This is a genomic window from Nocardia sp. CDC153, assembly GCF_035818515.1.
Classification (GTDB): domain Bacteria; phylum Actinomycetota; class Actinomycetes; order Mycobacteriales; family Mycobacteriaceae; genus Nocardia.
Genome location: NZ_JAYKYU010000003.1, coordinates 506204 through 529193 on the forward strand (window position 1 = coordinate 506204; position 22990 = coordinate 529193).

Genomic DNA, 22990 nt, shown 5'->3' on the forward strand with positions numbered 1-22990 from the left:
AGGCCGGTCAGAACCGCGGTGGCGGCGAGGAAGGCCGCGGCTCGCACCCCGCGCCGCCCATTCCGGACATGTCGACGAATCAATGTCTCACACCTTCATCTCGTGTCGAATTCAGCTGGTCGGCGACCCCGCGGCCCGGATATTCCAGTGGCATACCAACCCCGACAGACCATACGGCCTATCCTGTCGCCGCAACAGCGGTCAATGTTACGACCCGGTCGCGCGGCGAGAGCAGCGCCCCGCCGCGCGTCGCCGGATCAGCGCCCGTGTTCGGCCAGCCCGCCCAGGGCTTGCACCCAACCCTCCACGAGATGTTTGACCTGCTCGAGGCCGAGGACCGCGCCGACGAAATCGAAGCGGGCGATCAACCCGTCCTGGCTGGTGTCGACGGTGACGTCCAGGTACAGGTCGTCGGCGACCGGTTCCGGGTAGACCCGGGCCGGGCGCAGATCGCGGTAGCGGAAACCGATGCGGCCCACCGGCAGCACCGCGATCTCCGCGACGGCCTCCGGATTCAGGTGCCGCAGCAAACCGAAACCGACACCCTGCGAGGGCACTTCGCGCAGCCGGTCCCGGATCTGTTCGATCACCGTGCCCGCGCCGGGTCCGCCGCCGCGCACCTCGGCGAGGTCGAGACCCTCGAGGCGCAGCGGGAACGGGTAGGCGGTGCTGAACGCGCCGACGGTGCGCAGCCCGGCCCGGTCACCGGCGACGCGGCCGTCGGCGTTCAGGCGCACCACCGAACCCAGTGTGTCGCGCAGGTATTCGGCGTCCGGGTCGAGCAGGGTCGCGGCCAGTGCCGCCAGCAGCACATCGTCGATGGTCGCGCCGTAGCGCCGGGCGACGGCGTCGACGGCCGCCGCGCCCTCGCCGGTGATGGAGACCGACACGCGGCCGCGGCCACCGGAATCGGCGGCGCCGAGCACCCGCTCCGGGGACACGCCCTCCGACACCTCGGCGAGCGCCTTTCGCCACCAGGCCAATTCGTCGACGGTGTCGGCGTCGAGGGCGCGTTCGGCCAGGGCGCGGGCAATGCCGAGCGGATGCGCGTCGGCACTGGGCGGGGTGGCGTGGCCGCCGGACCAGGAGGCGGTGAGGTCCTCGATGACGGTGCGCCACGAGGTGTCGTCGACCACCAGACCATTGGCGACCACCACCAGCACGGCCGCGGGACGGTCCTCCGGATCGTCCGCCCCCGAGCCGGAACCGGAGCCCGCCACGTTCTCGACCAGCACGAAGCGCATGTTGTACCCCTTCTCGGGGTCCAATTCGGCTGCGGCGGCGTGGATCACGGCCTCGATGGGGTCGCCGACGGCCTCCACGTTCGGGTCGATCTGCCACACCACGGCCGCGCCGCGCGGCTGCTGCGCCGGAATGTCGAGGGCCACCGAGTCGCCGTCGCGGCGCAGGCGGGCCCACAGGCCGGGATGCCGGTCCAGCAGGGTGGCCACCGAGCGACGCACCCGGGTGCCGGAGATGCCCGCGGCGATATCGAGGGTGATGGCGCGCACCCAGATGCCGGAGGGCTCCACCTCGAGCAGGCTCATGGCACCGGCGGGCAGCGGTGAAACCTCGCCCACGGCACTGAGTCTCGGGCCCTGCGCGAGCGGGAGCACCGGGGCACGGTGCGCGGCAGGCGGTTCCACCGGGGCGACCGGCACCGGATCCCCGAAGGGCTCGGGTGCAACGGCAGACTCGGCTGCCGCGGCGGGCTCCGGTTCCGGCTCGGGGTCGACCGTTCCGGACCCTGCGATATCGTCCACCACACCCTGGTGGTCGGCAATCGAATCCGAACCCGAATCCGACTGAGCCACGGACGAATCCGGCCACGAGCTCGCGGCCTCGGGTTCGGTCGGCTCGGGGTCGGCGGCGGGCTCCGGGTCGTGCAGTTTCACGGCCCGCGCCAGCTCCTCGGGCTTGATGACCGGCAGGACCTGGGTGGTGGCCCAGTCGACCTCCATCACGGGCTCGGCCGTCAGGTTCCCGGCGGCGATCACCTCGGCCGGGAGGGCCGGGGTGTACAGGCCGACCCGGATGTCGGCGGTGATGACGGCGTGGGTCACGCCCTCGCGCGTCATCAGGTCGGTGAGTTCCGGTGTCGTGTACGCCCGGTGCTGGGCGACCACCAGGGTGGCGGCCGACCCGAGCGGCAGCAGCGGTTCCAGCGGCGACAGATCGGAGTCGGCCGCCGCGAGGTACAGGGCGCGTGCCGCGCGGGTGATGCCGGAGCGGCGGGCCCGGGCGGCGATGGCGTGCAGATCCGCGTGGCTGAGCACCACTTCCCCGTACCGGTCGGCCGGGAAGTCGATCCAGGCCGGCCCGTCGGAGGTGACGGGTGCGCGGCGGTCGGCGACGGTGATCGGTGCGTCGGAAAGGGATCCGACCTCCGCGCCGATGCGCGGATCGTCGACCACGAGCCAGTCGTTGCCGCCCGTCAGCGGCGGCAGCGCGCCCAGGGCGGCGCTCAGGGTCAGGCCCAGTGTGGCACCGCTGTCGCGGACGCGGCCCGCGTGCGCGGGATCCACCGCGACAATGGCCGCGCCGGACTTGGCGACCGCCCAGACCGCGAGCACCAGCGCCACCGACCGCGGCAGCACGATCGCCACCCGGGTGTCGGGTCCCGCGCCGCGGTCGATGAGCAGCCGTGCCAGTCGGGAGGATTCGCCGTCCAGCTGCGCGTAGGTGAAGGCGCGACCGCGAATCACGATCGCCGCCCCGTCCCGGTTCGCCGCGACGGCGGCGGCCATGAGCGCGGGCAGGGTGTCACCGGGTTCGTTCATCGCACCGTTCTCGTCGAGGTCGGACACACTGACGGCGGGCATCGACCCACCGCTGACGGCGGTATCCGATAGGCGGTGCGCGGCAGCCGAATCCGACATGTCGCCCGGGGCGGCGTCGGCGCGGTCGATGAGGGTGGCCAGCACCGGTCCGATGATCGCGAGGGAGGCGGGGGTGGTCATCATCTGGTGTGTGCCCGGGACGGCGAATTCCTCGACGGTGCCGCCGACGTAGGGCCGCCAGTCGGCGGCCGACTTGTCCTGCGGCACACCGGCACTGCGGAACTCGGCGCGGAACAGCTCGACCCGGCCGTCGAAATGCCGTGGCCGGTACTCGTTTTCCAGCTCCAGGCTGCGCACCGCGCCGCGGTAGATGCGGCGCAGGCGGTCCAGGGTGAGCACGCCCAGGTCCGCCGGGACGGCGGCGTGCAGCGCGGCCAGCGCCTCCTCGCTGAGGTTGTGCAGGTCGCCGTCGGGGAATGCCTCGGGGCCGACGCCGATGGTGGCGAACTCGTCGAGGATGGCGGTGCGGAAATCGGCCGCCGCGCCGGGGTAGGCGTCCAGGATGACGAGCAGGTCGACGCGATCTCCGGTGGCCTGCAGTTCGGCGGCGATGGCCTGGGCCAGGTTGCCGCCGAGCGAGTAGCCGAGCACCCGGTACGGGCCTTCGGGTTGGATGGCCCGCATTTCGGCGGCATAGCGGCGCGCCATGTCGTCGAGCGAGTTCGGGTCCCAGTCCGCCTCGGTGAGGGCGGGCGACTGCAGACCGTACAGCGGCTGATCCTCGGGGAGGAAGCGCGTCAAACCGGCGTAGGTCCACGACATTCCGGACATGGGCGGGGCGCAGAAGATCGGCGTCCGGGTGCCCGTGGCCCGAATCGGCAGCACGACCTGCAGGCCCGCTTCGGAGTTCGAGTCGTAGTCGTGTTCGCCCTCGAGGGCGGCCAGGATCTGGGTGGCCAGTCCGGCGACGGTGGGCGCGGTGAAGAACCACGCCACCCGGACCTCGGCGCCGGTCAGCGCGCGCAGGCGGCTGGCGACCTGGGTGGCCAGCAGCGAATTGCCGCCGAGGGCGAAGAAGTCGTCGTCCGCGCCGACCCGGTCGACGCCGAGCACGTCACCGAAGGCGTCGGCCACGGTCTGCTCCAGATCCGTTGCCGGGGACCGGAATTCGGCGGCCTTGAACTCGGGATCCGGCAACGCGGCGCGGTCCAGTTTGCCATTGGCGTTGAGCGGCAGGGCCGCCAGCACCACGAACGCCGACGGCACCATGTAGGACGGCAGTGCCGCCGACAGCTCCGACTTCACCTGCGCCACATCCACATCCACGCCCGTCGGCACCAGGTAGGCGACCAACCGGTCGCCGGTGCGCTCGTCGGAGCGGGCCAGCACCGCGGTCTGCGCGATCTGCGGCAGCGCCAACAGCGCGGCCTCGATCTCGCCGAGTTCGATGCGGAAGCCGCGGATCTTCACCTGGAAGTCGGTGCGGCCCCGGTATTCCAGCTCGCCGTCGGCGTTCCACGCGACCAGGTCGCCGGTGCGGTACATGCGCTCGCCGGTGCCGAACGGGTCGGCCACGAAGCGGTCCGCGGTGAGGTCCGGGCGGCCGAAGTAGCCGCGCGCCAACTGCGCACCGGACAGGTACAGCTCGCCGGGCACACCGACGGGCACCGGCCGCAGCCGGGCGTCGAGCACGTAGACGCGGCTGTTCCATTCGGGCGCGCCGATGGGCACCGCGAGGCGGTCGGCGTCGGTGACCGCGTGATTGGTGATCGACACCGCGGCCTCGGTGGGCCCGTACAGGTTGAACAGCTCGACGGTCGGGAGCGCGGCACGGAACTTCTGCGCCAGCGCGCCCGGCAGCGCCTCGCCGATGGCCAGCACGCGTCGCAGCGCGCCCAGCCCGGCGGCCGAATTCGATTCGGCCAGTAGGGCGTCCAGCATGGAGGGCACGGTGTGCAGCACGGTCACCGCGGCGCGCGCCATGAGCGCGTTCAGGTACACCGGGTCGCGGTGGCCGTCGGCCTCGGCGATGACCAGTCGGCCGCCGCACGCGGCGGCGGACCAGAATTCCCACACCGACAGGTCGAAGGTGGCGGCGGTCTTCAGCAGCACCGCGTCGTCGACGCCGAGCCCGAATTCCGCGGTCTTCCACAGCAACTGGTTCACCACCGCGCCGTGTGGCACGGCCACACCCTTGGGCCGACCGGTCGAACCGGAGGTGAAGATGACATACGCGGTGTTCGCGGCGGTCAACGCCCGCACCCGCTCGGCATCGGTGACCGGCTCGGCCGGGAACTCCGACAGGTCCAGTTCGTCGATGCGCAGCACCTCGAGCGGCGGCATCTCGAAGCCGTCGCGGGAGGTGGTGAGCACGCACGCGGGCGCGGCCGTGTCGAGGATGTAGGCCACCCGCTCGGCGGCCTGGTCGGGGTCGATCGGCACATAGGCGGCACCGGACTTGGTGACCGCGTACATCGCCACGACCAGGTCGGTGGAGCGGCGAATGGCCAGGGCCACCCGGTCTTCCGGCCCGATGCCGCGCGCGATGAGCTCGCGGGCGAGCCGGTTCACGCGGGCGTCGAGTTCGGCGTAGGTGAGTTCGCCCGCGCCGTCCGCGCTCACCGCGGTCCGGTCGCCGTGGTCGCGCACGGTCCGGTCGAGCAGGGTCGCCAGCGTGGCGCGGGTGTCCACGTCGTGGCGAGTCTCGTTCCAGGTGCCGAGGATTCGGGCCCGCTCGTCGACGGCGAGCAGCTCGACGTCGCCGACCGGGGTGGCGGGTGCGGCGGCCACGCGGGTGAGCAGGCGCACGAAGCGTGCCACGAAGCCTTCGACGGTCGCCTTGTCGAACAGTGCCGTGGCATAGGTGAACCCGCCGACGATGCCAGCGGGCTCACCGGTCTCGGTGTACCGGTCGGCCGCGATCAGGTGCAGATCGAACTGCGACAGTTCGGTGTCGATCTCCAGCCCCGCGACGGTCAGATCCGGCAGCTCGAGCGCCGCCTGGCTGTGGTTCTGGAAGGACAGGCCGACCTGGAACAGCGGATGCCGGGCGGTGGAGCGCACCGGGTTGAGCACCTCGACCAGCCGCTCGAAGGGGACATCGGCGTGCGCGAAGGCAGCGAGATCGGTTTCGCGCTGCCGGGCCAGCAGGTCGGTGAAGCTCGCGTCCGCGTCCACCCGGGTCCGGAAGACCAGGGTGTTGACGAACATGCCGATGAGCTCGTCCAGCAGTTCCTCGCCGCGGCCCGCGATCGGGGTGCCGATGGCGATGTCGTCGGTGCCCGAGAGCCGGGCCAGCAGCACCGCCAACGCGGTGTGCACGACCATGAACAGGGTCGCGCCCTCCCGGCGCGCCAGTTCGGCCAGGGCGCGGTGGGTTTCGGCGTCGATGTCGAGGTCGACGCGCCCGCCGTGGAAGGACTGCACGGCCGGGCGCGGCCGGTCCGAGGGCAGGTCGAGCTGGTCGGGCAGCCCGGCCAGCGCCTGCTTCCAGTAGCCGATCTGCTTGGCGGCCAACGATTCCGGATCGTGCTCGTCGCCGAGCAGGGCGCGCTGCCAGATGGCGTAGTCGGCGTACTGCACGGGCAGCGGCTGCCAGGCGGGCGCGCTGCCCAGCGAGCGGGCGGCGTAGGCCAGCATGAGGTCCCGGGTCAGCGGGGTGACCGAGGAACCGTCGCCGGAGATGTGGTGGATCACCAGGGCCAGCACGTATTCCGAAGGCGCGTCGGTGATCTCGAACAGGGTGATGCGCAGCGGCACCTGGGTGGTGACGTCGAACAGCTGCGATGCCACCGCGTGCACCGCACCCGCGACCTCGTCCGAGGTGACCTCCCGGACCTCGAGTTCGGGCGTGGCGTCGGTGGCCGCGAGCACCACCTGGACCGGACCACCGTCGGCCTCGGGGTAGATGGTGCGCAGGATCTCGTGGCGGGCAACGACATCCGCGACGGCGGCGCGCAGCGCGTCCACGTTCAGCGCGCCGGAGAGCCGGACCGCGGCGGGAATGTTGTAGGCCGCCGATTCGGTGTCGAAGCGGTTGAGGAACCACATGCGCTGCTGCGCCGAGGACAACGGAATCCGGTCCGGGCGCGGACCGGCCACCAGGGCGGGGACGCGGGCGCCGCCGGTGGCCGATTCCAGCACGGCGGCCAGGGTCTGCACCATCGGCGCGTCGAAGAGCAGGCGCACCGGGACGCGGGTGTCGAGGGCCGCGCCGAGCCGGGCCACCACCTGGGTGGCCACCAGCGAATTGCCGCCGAGGGCGAAGAAGTCGTCGTCCAGGCCGACCGGCTGGCCGAGGCCGAGCAGCTCGGTGAAGACGGCCGCGACGATCTGCTCGGTGGCCGAGACCGGGGCGCGGAAGGCCCGCGCCTCGAACGTCGGTGCGGGCAGGGCCTTGCGATCCAGCTTGCCGGAGGTGTTGAGCGGGAACTCCGCCAGCACCACGATCGCCGACGGCACCATGTACGAGGGCAATCGTGCGGCCAGGTGTTCGCGCAGCGCCTCGCGGTCCACCTCGCCCGCGGCGGGCACCACGTAGGCGGCCAGCATGTCGCCGGTGTGCTCGGCCGAATGCAGCACCACCACGGCCTGGCTGACCGAGTCGTGCGCGGTGAGCGCGGCCTCGATCTCGCTGAGTTCGATGCGCTGGCCGCGGAACTTCACCTGGAAGTCGGTGCGGCCCAGGTACACCAGTTCGGCGGTGTCGCCGCTGTGGTCCCAGCGCACCAGGTCGCCGGTGCGGTACATGCGCTCGCCGCGGCGGCCGAACGGGTTGGCCACGAAACGATCCGCGGTCAGGTCCGGGCGCGCCACATAGCCGCGCGCCAACTGCACTCCGGCCAGGTAGAGCTCGCCCGCCACACCCGGCGGTGTCGGGTGCAGGCGCGAATCCAGTACGTAGACCCGGCTGTTCCACTCCGGGGCGCCGATCGGCATGACGATGCGGTCGACTTCGCCGGTGACCTCGCGGAAGGTGATGGACACCGCGGCCTCGGTGGGGCCGTAGAGATTGTGCAGTTCCGCGTCGCTGACCGCACCGTAGGCGCGCACGGTCTCGGCGGGCAGCGCCTCGCCGATCACGTACACCTGCCGCAGCGACCGCAGCGCGGTGCGCAGCCGCTCCGGATTGCCCTGCGCGGCGAAGACACTCAGCATCGAGGGCACGAAATCGGTGACGGTGACGCCGTACTGCTCGATGAGATCGGTGAGGTAGGCCGGATCCCGATGCCCGTCCGGGGAGGCGAGCAGCAGCGTCGCGCCGACCCGCAGCGGCATGAAGTAGCCCCACAGCGAGACGTCGAAGGTGCTGGGGGTCTTCTGCAGGTAGACGTCCGCGGGCGTGAGCTGGTACTCGGCCTGCATCCACGTCATCTGATTGACGATGGCGGCGTGGGAGACGCTGACGCCCTTGGGCTTTCCGGTCGAACCGGAGGTGAAGATGACGTACGCCGGATGCTGCGGGTGCAGCGGCGCGCGGCGTTCCACATCGCTGACCGGGTGGTCGGAGAAGCCCGCCAGGATGGCGGTGTCGACCTCGAGCACCGGGTAGTCCCCGGCGTCGAAGGCATCGCGCGAGGTGGTCAGCACGCACACCGGGTTCGCGGTGTCGAGCACGTGCGCGAGTCGCTCGGCGGGCTGATCGGGATCCACCGGCACGTACGCGCCACCGGCGGTCACCACGGCGTAGATGGCGGTCACGAAGTCGACCGAGCGCCGAATGTGCACGGCCACCAGTGATTCCGGGCCGACGCCGGCGGCGATGAGGCGGCGGGCCAGCCGGTGCACGCGGGCGGCGAACTCGGCGTAGGTGAGCCGCTCCCCACCGCTGATCAGCGCGACCGCGTCGGGGGTGCGCAGGGCCTGGATCTCGAACAGCGACACCAGCGTCGAGGTGGCGGCGCGCGGCAGCCCGGCGGCGATGTCGACGGTGGTGGCGTTCCAGTCGGAGAGCACGCGCTGGCGTTCGTCCACGGCCAGCAGGTCGAAGTCGCCGACGGCCCGCTCGGGATGGGTGGCGACCGCGACCAGGGTCCGGCGCAGGCGCTCGGCCAGCCGGTCCATGGAGTCGGCGTCGAACAGGTCGGTGGCGTAGGTGAACCCGGCCGAAATGCCCTGTGCCACACCGTCGGCGGTGGTGCGCTCGACCAGGGTCAGATCCAGGTCGAACTTGGCCACCGGCACGGTCAGGTCGACGTCGGAGACGGTGACGCCGGGCAGTTCGAAGACCGCCGGGGCCATGTTCTGCAGCGTCATGGATACCTGGAACAGCGGGTGCCGGGCCTGCGAGCGCGGCGGATCCAGCAGTTCCACAATGCGTTCGAACGGGGCGTCGGCGTGTTCGAAGGCGGCCAGGTCGGTCCGCCGCACGGCCGCCAGCAGTTCGGTGAAGCTGGCCTGCGGGTCCACCTCGGTGCGCAGCACCAGGGTGTTGACGAACATGCCGATGAGCTCGTCCAGGGCGGCCTCGCCGCGACCGGCGATGGGTGCGCCGATGGCGATGTCGCGGGTGCCGGACACCCGTGCCAGCAGCACCGCGAAGGCGGCGTGCAGCACCATGAACAGGGTCGTATTGTGCTGCTGCGCAACACGGTTCAGCGCGGCGTGCACGTGCGGGTCGATATCGAAGGTGTGCACCGCGCCGCGGCCGGAGGCCACCGCCGGGCGGGGCCGGTCGGTGGGCAGCTCCAGCTGATCGGGCAGCCCGGCCAGGGTGGCGCGCCAGTAGTCGAACTGGCGGGCCAGCACGGAGCCGGAATCGCGCTCGTCGCCGAGGCTTTCGCGCTGCCACAGCGCGTAGTCGGCGTACTGCACCGGCAGCGGCGACCAGTCGGGTGCGCGACCCTGCAGGCGGCCCAGGTAGGCGGTGATGAGGTCGCGGGTGAGCGGCCCGGCGGAGAAACCGTCACCGGCGATGTGGTGGACCACGCACACCAGCACGTGGTCCTGCGCGCCCAGGCTCAGCAGCCGCAGCCGCAGCGGCGGGGCCGCCGTCACATCGAAGGGCGCGAAGGCGACCTCCGAAACCACCTGCGCCACTTCGGCCTCGGTGACCTCGGCGACCAGCAGCGTCGGCATGGCGTCGGCGGCGTCGACGGGCAGCACCACCTGGTGCCCGACACCCCGGTGCTCGGGGTAGATGGTGCGCAGCACCTCGTGCCGCGCCACCAGATCGGCGACGGCGTCGCGCAGGGCGGACACGTCCAGCGGACCGGTGATGCGCAGGGCGATGGGCAGGTTGTAGGTGGCCGACTCGGTGTCCAGGCGGTTGAGGAACCACATGCGCTGCTGCGCGTAGGACAGCGGGATCAGCTCCGGCCGCGGCATGGGCCGCAACGGGGCGACACCCGTATCGGCCAGCGCGCCCAGGGATTTCGCGAGTTCGGCGACGACGGGCGTCTCGAACAGGGCGCGCACCGGCACACGCGCGCCGAGGGCGGCGCCCAGCCGGGCCACCACCTGGGTGGCATTGAGCGAGTTGCCGCCCAGTTCGAAGAAGTCGTCGTCCGCGCCGACCCGCTCGAGCCGCAGCACGGTGGCGAATACCTCGGCGACGGTGCGCTCGGCGGCGGTGGCGGGCTCACGGTATTCGCGGGCCTGGAACTCCGGCACCGGCAGGGCCTTGCGGTCCAGCTTGCCGGAGGCGTTGAGCGGCATGGCATCCAGCCGCACCACGGCCGAGGGCACCATGTACGACGGCACGGATTCGCGGGTGTGCGCGAGCAGATCGGCGTCGGTGACCGACGCGCCCTCCTCGAGCACCACATAGGCGACGAGGCGGTCGCCGGTGGCGGCGCGCACCAGCGTGACGGCGGCTCGGTGCACGGCCTCGTGCGACAGCAGCACGGTCTCGATCTCGCCGAGTTCGATGCGCTGGCCGCGCAGCTTGACCTGGAAGTCGCTGCGGCCCAGGTATTCCAGGGCGTGTCCGGTGACGGCGGAGCCGTCGGGTCCGACACTGTCGTCGGCGACCCAGCGCACGACGTCACCGGTGCGGTACAACCGCTGCCCGCCCGCGTGGGCGACGAAGCGTTCGGCGGTGAGCGCGGGCGCGCCCAGGTAGCCGCGCGCCAATTGCACACCGGCGACATAGAGTTCACCGGCCGCGCCGAACGGCACCGGCCGCAGCTGCCGATCCAGCACCAGCACCCGGGTATTGGCGACCGGGCCGCCGATCGGCACCGCGACGCCGTGGGCGCGCTCGGCCGGGTGCGCGGTGACCACGGTGGCCTCGGCGGGGCCGTACCAGTTCACCAGGGTCGTATCCGGCAGCGCGGCGGCGAATTTCGCGGCGCTCTCGGCGGACAGCGCCTCGCCGGCGGCGAACACCCAGCGCAGCGAGGGATGCCGCCGAGCGGGGTGCGCTTCGAGAGCTGCGGGACCGTCGAGGTAGGCGTCGAGCATGGACGGCACGAAATGCACCGAGGTGACCGCGTATTCGTCGATGACGCTCGCGATGTAGGCCGGGTCGCGGTGCCCGTCGGGCTCGGCGATGACCACGGCCGCACCGGTCTGCAACGGCCAGAACAGCTCCCAGGTGGAGATGTCGAAGGTGATGGGCGTCTTGTGCAGCACCACATCGCCGGGCCGGTGCGGGTAGGTGCGCTGGGCCCACCGGAACTGGTTGGCCATCTGCCGGTGCGTGATCACCACGCCCTTGGGGCGGCCGGTGGAGCCGGAGGTGTAGATGACGTAGGCGGCATTGTCGGCCCGCACCTCGGCGGGCGCCACCTCGACCAGCGAGTCCGCGCCCGCGAGGGCGTCGACGAAGAACAGCGGTACGCCCGAGGCGGTTTCGAAGTCGTCGGCGGCGCGGGTGAGCACGCACACCGGTGCGGACCCGGCCAGCACGTACTCGTTGCGCTCGGCCGGATGGTCCGGGTCCACCGGCACGTACGCGCCGCCGGAGCGCAGCACCGCGTAGATGGCCACCACCAGGTCGATGCCGCGGCGCATGGCCACGGCCACCCGGGATTCCGCGCCCACCCCGCGCAGGGTCAGTTCCTGGGCGAGGCGGCGCGAGCGCGCGTCGAGCTCGGCGTAGGTGAGGGTGGTGCGGCCGTAGATCACGGCCGCGGCGTCCGGCGTCCGCGCCACCTGGGCGTCGAACAGCGTCAGCAGCGTCGAATCGTCCAGCAGCTCCGGCACTTCGGTGGCATTGACGGCGGCCAGTTCGCGGCGCTCGGCGTCGAGCAGCGCGTCCACCTCGGCGATCCGCGCCCGCGGATCGGCGGCAATGCGGCCCAGCAGCACCGAGAGTCGATGCGCGATGGCCTGTGCCGCCTGCTCCTCGAACAGGTCGCGCAGGTACTTCACGCCGAAGCTGAGGCCCCGACCGCGCGGCTGCACCATGACCGTGAGCGGGTAATGGGTGCCATTGGTCGCATGCGCGCCGAGAATGCCCGCGCCGTCGATGGGCGCGGCCGCGTCGTCGAGGGATTCCTCGTCGACCGGGAAGGAGGCGAACACCACGATGGAGTCGAAAAGCCCGTCGACACCGGCGATTTCCTGAATCTCGCCGAGTCCGACGTAGTGGTGGTCGAGCAGGGCGGCCTGCTCGTCCTGCAGCGCGCGCAGCACATCGGCGACGGTGTCGCCCGCATGCAGCCGCACGCGCACCGGAATGGCGTTGAGGAACAAGCCGATCATCGTCTCGATGCCCGCCAGCTGCGGCGGACGCCCGGACACGGTGGCGCCGAACACCACATCGTCGCGGTCGGTGGTACGGCCGATGAGCAGACCCCACGCGGCCTGCACCACGGTATTGAGCGTCACGCCCGCCTCGTGCGCGACCCTGGTCAGCGCGGCGGTGTCGGCCTCGGACAGCTGGAAGACGACTTCGCCGATGCCGGAGGTGATTTCGCGCGACGGGTCGACCGCGGCCAGCGGCGTCGGCTCGGTGAAACCGTCGAGGGTCGCGCGCCACGCCTCCCGCGCCGCCTCGTGATCGCGGGCGGCCAGCCAGGCCAGGTAGTCGCGGTAGGACCGCACGGCCGGAATCGCCGACGCGTCACCGCCCGCCGCGTACAGCAGCAGCATGTCCTGAATGAGCAGCGGCATCGACCAGCCGTCGATGAGGATGTGGTGGCTGGTGACGCAGAAGCGGTAGCGATCCGCGGCGGTCCGGTACAGGGTCATGCGCAGCAGCGGGCCGGTGCCCATGTCGAAGTGGCGGGCCACGTCGAAGGCCATCAGCCGGTCGGTCTCGGCGACCGCCTCGGCGGGCACCCGATCGCTGAGATCCAGGTACTGCCACGGCAATTCGACATCATCGAGCACGACCTGCACCGGATTGCCCGCGCCGTCCTCGGCGAACACGGCACGCAGGTTCACATGCCGGTCGAGCATGGCCTGCGCGGCGGCGTGCACGCGCGCCACATCGATCTCACCGGCCAGGTCCAGCGCGAACTGCACCATGTAGGCGTCGACGGAGGATTCGGCGAGCCGGGCGTGGAACAGCATGCCCGACTGCAGCGGCGTGAGCGGCCACACCTCGGACATGCTCGGGTACCGCTCGCGCAGCCGCGCCTCGTCGGCGGCCGACAGCTCGACCAGCGGCCCGGTCGCGAGTTCCTCGGTGGCCGAGGCGTTCTCGACCGGCACCGCGAGCTCGGCCAGGGCGGCCACGGTGCGGGCGGCGAACATCTCCTTGGGCTTGAAGCCCAGGCCGCGGGCCCGGGCCCGCGAGACGATCTGAATGGCGGTGATGGAATCCACGCCGAGGGTGAAGAAGTCGTCGTCGAGGCCCACCCGATCCAGGTGCAGCACCTCGGCGATGACCTCGGCCACCGCCTGCTGCGCCGGGGTCTGCGGCGCACGGTATTCGGTGACCTCGAGCTGCGGCTCGGGCAGGGCGCGGCGGTCCAGCTTGCCCGCGGGGGTCAGCGGAATCTCGTCGAGCACGATGATCGAGGCGGGCACCATGTGCGCGGGCAGCGTCCGCTCGGCGCGGGCCAGCAGCTCGGCGGTATCGATCGAAAAGCCCGGGGCGGCATGCACGTACGACACCAGCGCGGTGGCGCGGCCGTTCACCTCGTGGCCGACGGTGACCGCGAAGTCCACCGCGTCCGGCCCGGCCAGCACGGCGTCGATCTCGCCCAGCTCGATGCGCAGCCCGCGAATCTTGACCTGGAAGTCGTTGCGGCCCACGTACTCCAGTTCCCCGGCGACAGTGGCACGCACCAGATCACCGGTGCGATAGAGCCGGGAACCGTTGTCCTCGAACGGGTTCGCCACGAAGCGCGAGGCGGTCAGCTCGGGTCGCGCGTGGTAGCCGCGGGCCAGCAGCGCACCGGCGATGTACAGCTCGCCGGGTGTGCCGACCGGCACCGGCCGCAGGAATTCGTCCAGCACGTACGCGGTCGCCCCGCGAATGGCCGCGCCGATGGTGACCGGTCGCTCCGGCGAGAGCGGGTCGGAGATATTGGTGGCGATGGTCGCCTCGGTCGGGCCGTAGGCATTGTGGAAGCGGCGGCGGCCGGTCGCGTCCCCGGCCCAGCGGCGCACCAGCTCGGCCGAAATGGCCTCGCCGCCACCGACGATCGCCTCCATGCTGGTGAGCTGGTCGGGATCCAGCGAGGCCAGCACCGAGGGCGTGATCAGGCCGTGCGTCACTCGCTCGCGCGCGATGAGGCGGCCCAGTTCGTCACCGCCGTAGACCTCCGGCACGGTGACGACCATGGTCGCCGCCGCGCCCACCGCCATGAGCAGTTCCATGATGGAGGCGTCGAACGACGGCGTGGCCACGTGCAGCACCCGCGATTCCGGACCGATGCCGAAGCGCTCGCGCATCTCCGCGGTCAGCGCCGCGATGCCGGTGTGGGTGACCACGACACCCTTGGGCAGGCCGGTCGAGCCGGAGGTGTAGATGACGTAGGCGGTGTGCTCGGCGCGCAGCGGGCGCACCCGGTCGGCATTGGTGACCGGTTCGGCCGGGTAGCTCTGGGCCGCGGCCGCGATCTCCTCGGTGTCCAGTTCCAGCCAGGGCAGGGTGGTCGGCAGGGTCGAGCGGGTGTCGGTGACGGTCAGGCCGAGCACGGCCCGGGAGTCGGCGACCATGTGCAGCACGCGGTCGGCCGGATAGTTGGGGTCGACGGGGACGAACCCCGCGCCGGTCTTGGCGACCGCCCAGACCGCCACCACGGACTCGATCGAGCGGCGAATGCCGACGGCGACCAGATCCTCGGGACCGATGCCGCGCGCGATGAGCAGGCGCGCCAGCCGGTTCGACCGCTCGTCGAGTTCGGCGTAGCCGAGTTCGGTCCGGGTGGCGTCGGCGTCGGCGAGGACGACGGCGGTGCCGCCCGGATTCGCCTCGACGGCCGTGGCCAGCAGCTGCGGCAGCGTCGGAACGCCCGGTCCGCGGCGGGTCCGGGTGGGGCGTACGCGAGCCGTGCGGGTCATGCCATTACCGCCACGAGCTCGTTCTTCCGGTCCCCGACCACCCGAATCATGCAGCTGTCCCTCATCCTGTCCGTCATTGCTCGACCGCCCGTGTGCACCGAAAACCTTCATCGGATTCACGCAGGCCGCGTTACTCGACCACGCGTTCGCGGGGCCGAGTGCTCGACCCCGGGGCGGGGTCGCGCGGCGCGTCCCTCAAGGAGTATTCAGTCCTACGGGCGGGAGAGCCACTCCGGGCAATTTACCCGGTGCTCATCGGACGTCGGCGGCTCCCGGAAGGGGCAGGACGGTGCGGCCCGACCACCGCGGCGGGACCGCACGACCATCCACCACGACGGCCGCGAGATCATCGAGGTCGGCGGGATCCAGCCCGTCCAGGCGTCCGCGTTCGGCGAACAGGTGGGTGACCCATTCCTCGGTGAGCGTCTCGGTGGGATCGGATTCCGGGTCCGTCAGGACCATTGACGCCCCGACCCCGCCCGCGGCGACGGCCTCCAGCACCACGAACGGGTGGTCCGCGGAAGTCAGATGGTAGGTGCGGGATTCGAAGGTCAGCTCCGTCTCGGCGCGGACCCGTTCGGCCAGCGCGGCCACCGCGTCGTAGCTCAGCGACGCCCGGCCGGGTGCGGCGAAGGCGATGTCCTCGCCGCGCAGCGCCCGGGTGCGGTGCGCGTAGGTCACCGGCCGCGCGGATTCGGTGGTGACCTCGGCGGCCACGGCCGGATCGTCCACGGCCAGCCAGTCGATGCCGGGCACGGCGATCGGAAGGCCCGTGGTGAGGCCGAGTTTCACGTCCAGTTCGCTGGGTGGCAGCCGGTCCAGGGTGGCCAGGGCGATGACGGCGGCACCCGCCTTGAGCACGGCCCAGGTGGCCACGACCAGGTCGACGCCGCGGTCGAAGCGGAGCGCCACGCCGGTGCCGGGCCCGCAGCCGCGTCCGATGAGGAAGCGGGCCAAGCGGGAGGAGCGGGCGTCGAGATCGCGGTAGGTCACCGTCTCGTCGCCCCACACCAGGGCGGGGCCGTCCGGGTCGTCCTCGACCGTGGCCGTCAGCGACTGCGGCAGTGCGGTGCCGCGCGCGGCGGCGGTCGGGACCGGCGTGGGTGCGGGCCGGGACCGGGCGCGTTCGGCCGGGTCCAGAATGTCGATGTCGCCCACCGGCATATGCGAATCGCGGGTGACGGCGGTGAGAATGCGCAGCAGCCGCGCGGCCAGCGCCTCGATGGTCGCCTCGTCGAACAGTTCGGTGGCGTAGGCGAAGACGACGGCCAGGTCTCCGGGGCCGCCGTCGGCGGCGGGCGGGCCGGGCTCGACCGAGATCTGCAGATCGAACTTGGCGGCGGCCAGATCCGCGTCCACCGCGGACACCGTCAGGCCGGGCAGTTCGAGGGCGGCCACCTCGTTGTTCTGCAGGGCCAGCACCACCTGCAGCAGCGGATCGCCGGAACCGCGGCCCGGTGCGGCCAATTCGGCCACCCGCTCGTAGGGCACATCGGCGTGGGCGAAGGCGGACAGATCGGTTTCGCGAGCGGCGGCCACCACTTCGTCGAAGGAGGCGGCGGTGTCGACGGCGGTGCGCAGGGCCAGGGTGTTCACGAACATGCCGACCAGGCCGTCGAGCGCTCGTTCACCGCGACCCGCGACGGCGGTGCCGATGGTGATGTCGGCGCTGCCGGACATGCGGGCCAGCAGGACCGCGACCGCGGCGTGCACGACCATGAACAGCGACGCATTGTGCCGTCGCGCAATGCGATTCAGTTCCGCGTGGATCTCGGCGGGTACCACCGTGTCGACGAGCGCGCCCGCCATGGACGGCACCGCCGGGCGGGGTCGATCCAGCGGCAGCGGTTGGCGCGCGGGCAGATTCGCGAGCCGCGCACGCCAGTAGTCGAGCTGCGCGGCGGCGAGCGAGTCCGGGTCGTCCTCGGACCCGATCACCGCGCGCTGCCAGAGCGCGAAATCGGCGTACTGCACGGGAAGCGGTGCCCAGCTCGGGGTTTCGCCCTCGGCACGGGACAGATAGGCGGTCATCAGGTCCCGGGCCAGCGGCGCGAAGGAGGCCCCGTCGGCGGCGATGTGATGGGCCACCAGGATGAGCAGGTAGTCGTCGGGCGCGTCACCGGTGAGCAGTCGCAGCCGTACCGGAACCTGTTGCGCCACATCGAATCCGGTGAGAATCAGCTCCCGCACCCGAGCGCCGATGTCGTGGGCGCGCTCGATCTCGAGCCCGCCCGGCAGCGCGTCGGCGACCGAGAGGATCTCCTGATGAGGCGCACCGCCGGGACCGGATTCCGGGTAGCGGGTGCGCAGCACCTCGTGACGGGTGAGGATGTCCTCGGCGGCCTGCGTCAGCGCGGATACGTCGAGCGCACCGGTCAGGCGGATGACCATCGGAATGTTGTAGGCCGGGGACTCCGGATCCAACTGATTGAGCACCCACATACGCTGCTGCGCCAACGACAACGGAATCCGCGCCGGACGCTCCCCCGCTACCAACGGCGGACGAGCCCCCGCGGCCGTGCCCGGAACAATGCGAGCCGCGAGCCCGGAAACCGTTGCGGTCTCGAAGAGTTCGCGCACCGCGACGGTCGTCTCGAGAGCCTCGTTGATGCGCGACACGGCACGGGTCGCGATCAGGGAATTGCCACCCAGCTCGAAGAAATCGTCATCGGCACCCACACGATCGGCACCGAGCAGATCGGCGAACACACCCGCCACGATCTCCTCGATCGGCGTCGACGGCGCACGGAAGGACTTGGTTTCGAAGACCGGAGCGGGCAACGCCTTACGATCCAGCTTGCCCGAGGCATTGAGCGGAAACTCCTCCAGCACCACGATCGCCGACGGCACCATGTACGCCGGAAGCGACTGCGCCAGCGCGGCTTTCACCTCCGCCACGTCGAGCTCGGCGGCGGGTTCGCCGACCACGTAGGCCACCAACTGATCACCGGCGTGCGCGTCGGCGCGCACCACGACCACCGACTGCGCGACGCCCGGCCGGGCCAGCAGCGCCGCCTCGATCTCACCCAGCTCGATGCGCAGACCGCGCAGCTTCACCTGGAAGTCGGTGCGGCCCAGGTACTCCAGCTCGCCGTCGGCCGTCCACTTCACCAGGTCACCGGTGCGGTACATGCGGTCGCCGTCGCCGAACGGGTCGGCCACGAAGCGGTCCGCGGTCAAATCCGGGCGGGCCACATAGCCGGTGGCGAGCTGATCACCGGCCAGGTACAGCTCACCGGCGATACCCGGCGCGACCGGCCGCAGCCGTGAATCCAGCACATACAGGCGGGTATTGAACACCGGCCGCCCGATCGGCACCGAGACCGTGTCGGCGTCGGTGACCTCGTGATAGGTGACGTCGACCGCCGCCTCGGTGGGACCGTACAGATTGTGCAGCCGCGCGCCGGTCAGCTCGCGCAGCCGCTGCGCGGTCGGCGCGGGCAGCGCCTCACCGGAGGCGAACACCTGCCGCAGCGCGAGTTCGCCGGGCGCGATCTCGGCGCCGAGCGCGGACAGGAAGACCGCCAGCATGGACGGCACGAAATGCGCCGTGGTGACGCCGTGTTCGGCGATGACCTGCGCCAGGTAGATCGGATCGCGATGCCCGTCGGGCTTGGCGACCACCAGCCGCGCGCCGGTCTGCAAGGGCCAGAAGAACTCCCACACCGACACATCGAAGGTGGCCGGGGTTTTCTGCAGCACCACATCGGCGTAGCTCAGCCGGTACCGCGCCTGCATCCACACCAGGCGATTGACGATCGCGGCGTGCGAGACGGCGACACCCTTCGGCCGCCCGGTCGAACCCGAGGTGAAGAGCACGTACGCGGTGTGCTCGGCGCGCAAGGGCAGTGTCCGTTCGGCATTCGTGATGGGCCCGGCGGCCCGGTGGGTCCGCGCGAGCTCCTCGGCCTCCTCGACGAAGAGGGTCGGAATGCCGGAGCCGCTGCCGAAGCCGTCGCGCCAGGTGGTCAGCGCCAGCCGGGGCCGGGCGGTGTCGAGAATGTGCTCATTGCGCTCGACGGGCTGTTCCGGATCCAGCGGCACGTACGCCGCACCGGTCTGCAGCACCGCGTACATGGCCACCACGAGTTCGGTGGAGCGCCGAATGACCAGGGCCACCAGGGTTTCCGGTCCGACGCCGTAGCCGTCCATGAGCTCGCGGGCCAGTCGGCGGGAGCGCTGCGCCAGTTCGCGGTAGGTGAGCCGCTCGTCGCCGAAGACCAGCGCCACCGCCTCCGGCGTCTCGGCGACCTGGGCCTCGAACATCGAAACCAGGCTCGGCACAATGCCTTCCGGCAGCCCGACCGCGGTGCGCACATCGAATTCGGTGTCGTTCCAGTCGGTCAGGACCCGCTGCCGCTCCACGGTGGAGAGCAGGTCCAGGTCGCCGACCGGGGCGTCGGGATCGGCCGCGGCCGACTCCAGCACCCGCGCGAAGCGACGGGCGAACGAGGCGATGGTCGGCTCGTCGAAAAGATCGGTGGCATAGGAGAATTCGGCGGCCATGCCGGTGCCGTCGCCGCGCTCGTCCACCGTTTCCTGCACGGTGAGCTGGAAGTCGAACTTGGCGAAGGGCACCTCGAGGTCCGCGCCGGAGACGGTGAGGCCGGGTAGTCGGAACTCCGTCGGGGCCAGGTTCTGGAACGACAGCATGACCTGGAACAGCGGATTGCGGGCCTGCGAGCGCGCCGGTTCGAGCAGGTCCACCAGGCGTTCGAAGGGCACGTCGGCGTGGCCGAAGGCGCGCACATCCGATTCCCGGACCCGGCCCAGCAATTCGGCGAAACCGAGCGCGGGATCGACGTCGGTGCGCAGGACCAGGGTATTGACGAACATGCCGATGAGGTCGTCGAGTTCGGTCTCACCGCGGCCCGCCACCGGGGTGCCGACCGCGATGTCGCGGGTGCCCGAGAGGCGGGCCAACAGCACGGCCAGGGCGGCGTGCACCACCATGAAGGTGGTGCCGTTGGTGCCGCGCGCGAGCGCGCGCACCCCCGCGTACACGTCGTCGTCCAACTCGAAGCGGAAGGTGCCGCCGCGATAGGAGGCGACCGGCGGGCGCGGGCGATCCGACGGCAGCACCAGTTCATCGGGCAGGTCGGCCAGGGTTTCGCGCCAGAACGCGAGTTGCCGTGCCAGCGTGGAGTTCTCGTCGTCCTCGGACCCCAGCACCGCGCGCTGCCACAGCGTGTAATCGGCGTACTGCACCGGCAGCGGTTGCCAGTGCGGCTCGGCGCCGGAGCCGCGAGAAACGTAGGCGCTCACCAGATCCCGGATGAACGGGCCCATGGAGAAGCCGTCGGCGGCGATGTGGTGGATCACGCACACCAGGACCTGTTCGGTGGGCGCGAGTCGCAGCACCGCCAGCCGAAGCGGCGGGGCGGCGGTGACGTCGAAGCCCGCGCCGCCCAGGGCCATGACCCGGGCCGTCACGGTGTCGGCGGAGACGTCCTCGACCGAAAGGTCCGGCACCGCACGCTCATCGGTGAGCGGCAGTACCTGCTGGTAGCCCTCGCCGTCCACCTCGGGGTAGACGGTGCGCAGTACCTCGTGCCGTGCCACCAGGTCGCGGACGGCCGCGCGCAGGGCTTCGAGATCCAGTTCGCCGGACAGTCGCACCGCGAGCGGCACATTGTCCACCGCGCTGGCGGGATCGAAGCGATTGAGGAACCACATGCGCTGCTGCGCGTAGGACAGCGGCACCCGGTCGGGTCGCGGTCCGGCGGTCAGCGCGGGCGTGGCGTCGTCGGCCGCGACCTCGCCGGTGACCAGTCGGGCCAGGTCGGCCACCGTGGACGCCTCGAACAGCACACGCACCGGCACCCGGGTGCCCAACGCCGTGCCGATGCGGGCCACCGCCTGGGTGGCCAACAGCGAGTTGCCGCCCAGTTCGAAGAAGTCGTCATCGGACCCGATGGGCAGCGGGTCGGCACCGGGCGGGGTGAGCAGGCCGGAGAACACCTCGGCCACAGCCTGTTCGGCCGGGGTGGCGGGTGCCTTGAATTCCTTGCCGGTGAACACCGGTTCCGGCAGCCGCTCACGATCCACCTTGCCGACCGGGGTCAGCGGGATCTCGTCGAGCACCATGATGGCCGCCGGAACCATGTACGCGGGCAGGGATTCTCCGGCGAAGTCCGCCAATTCCGTTGTGTCCACGTGTTTTCCGGGTGTCGGCAGCACGTAGGTGACCAGGGCCGCCGCCCCGGTGGGCAGCGTGGTGCCGAGGGTGACCGCGAAATCCACGTCCGGGTGTCCGACGAAGGCGCTGTCGATCTCGCCGAGTTCGATGCGCAGGCCGCGGATCTTGACCTGGAAGTCGGTGCGGCCGTGGTGTTCGAAGTTCCCGTTCTCCAGGCGTTTGACCAGGTCACCGGTCCGGTACAGGCGTTGCCCGGGTTCGCCGTACGGACTCGCGACGAAACGCTCGGCGGTCAGCGCGGGCCGGTTCAGATAGCCCTCGGCCAGGGCCGGGCCCGCCAGATACAGCTCGCCGACCACGCCCGGGGGCACCGGCCGCAGCCCGGTGTCCAGCACGTACGCGCCGATGCCCGGCAGCAGCGTGCCGATGTGGGTGCCGCCGCCCGGTTCGAGGGGCGCGGTGCCGGTCGAGAGGGCGGTGACCTCGGTGGGGCCGTATTCGATGTAGAAGTCGCGGTCGGGGGTGATCCAGCGGTCCACCAGCGCGGGCGGGACCCGTTCCCCGCCGCACATGATCGACTGCAGGTCCTGCGGCACGGCCGGATCCAGCGACTCCAGCACCGCCGGGGTGATGCAGATGTGGGTGACCCGTTCGCGGCGCAGCAGTTCCGACAGCTCCGGGCCGCCGAACACGTCCGGCGGCACCACGACCAGCGTCGCGCCCGCGGTGAACGCGTACAGCATCTCGACGATGGAGAAGTCGAAGCTCGGGGTGGTCAGCTGGGTGATGCGCGAATCTCCGGTCACCCCACGGCTTTCCCGGCGCGCGGCCAGTCCGGCCAGACCCGCGTGGGTGATGGCCACACCCTTGGGTTTGCCGGTGGAGCCGGAGGTGTAGATGACGTAGGCCAGGTGCTGTTCGGTCAGCGGCCGGGTGCGGTCGGCGTAGGAGATGGGGTGGGCGGGCCGCCCGGCGATGCGCTCGGCACGGGCCGCGTCATCGAGTTCGATCCAGTAGGCGGCGGTGCCCAGCCCGGGGCGGTGGGCCGCCAGGGTGACACCGAATTTCGCGCCGGAATCGGTGAGCATGTGCTCGATCCGATCCGCCGGATAGGTCGGATCCACCGGCAGATACGTGGCGCCGGTCTTGACGATGGCCCACATGGCCAACACCGATTCGATCGAGCGGGCGATGCCCATGGCCACCACATCGCCCGGGCCGACACCCAGGGCGATGAGTTCGCGGGCCACCTGTGAGGACTGTTCGTCCAGCTCGCGATAGGTGAACTCGCGGAGATCCTGCGGCGCTCCGGTCGGGTTGAAACTGACGGCCACGGCATCGGCGGCGGATTCCACTGCGGCGGTGAGCAGTTGCCCGAAGAATGGGCTACCGGAACGGCGACGGCGACCACCCCGAGCTGATCTGCGAGCAGTATCCATCTTGTTGTTCACCTCACAGGTACAGCAGTCCACACGTGCCGAGACATTTCGACCAGCCCGAACCGACCACACCGCACGGCCGGGCGAACCGGGCACAGCATATCCGCGGACCGTTGGCACGGCGGCTCGAACTGGAAGGGACTATCGCAGCTCCCGTCGCGACGTTGCAGCATGTGAGCCGCGACATAGCTATTTAGAATAGCTATGAATCGCGCCGCCGGGAGGTGAAT

At 71.2% G+C, this 22990-nt stretch carries 1 protein-coding gene and 1 pseudogene; both read right to left on the bottom strand.

The window, feature by feature from the left end; genetic code table 11:
• Nucleotides 1-257: 257 nt before the first annotated feature.
• Nucleotides 258-15137 (bottom strand): annotated as a pseudogene (locus VMT65_RS19015) (amino acid adenylation domain-containing protein); the annotation flags it as partial.
• A gap of 297 nt (nt 15138-15434) precedes the next feature.
• Nucleotides 15435-22760 carry a non-ribosomal peptide synthetase gene (locus VMT65_RS19020; protein WP_326309639.1) on the bottom strand — a complete coding sequence of 2442 codons (7326 nt, stop codon included), beginning with the start codon at nt 22758-22760 and terminating at the stop codon, nt 15435-15437.
• Between the last annotated feature and the right edge of the window lie 230 nt (nt 22761-22990).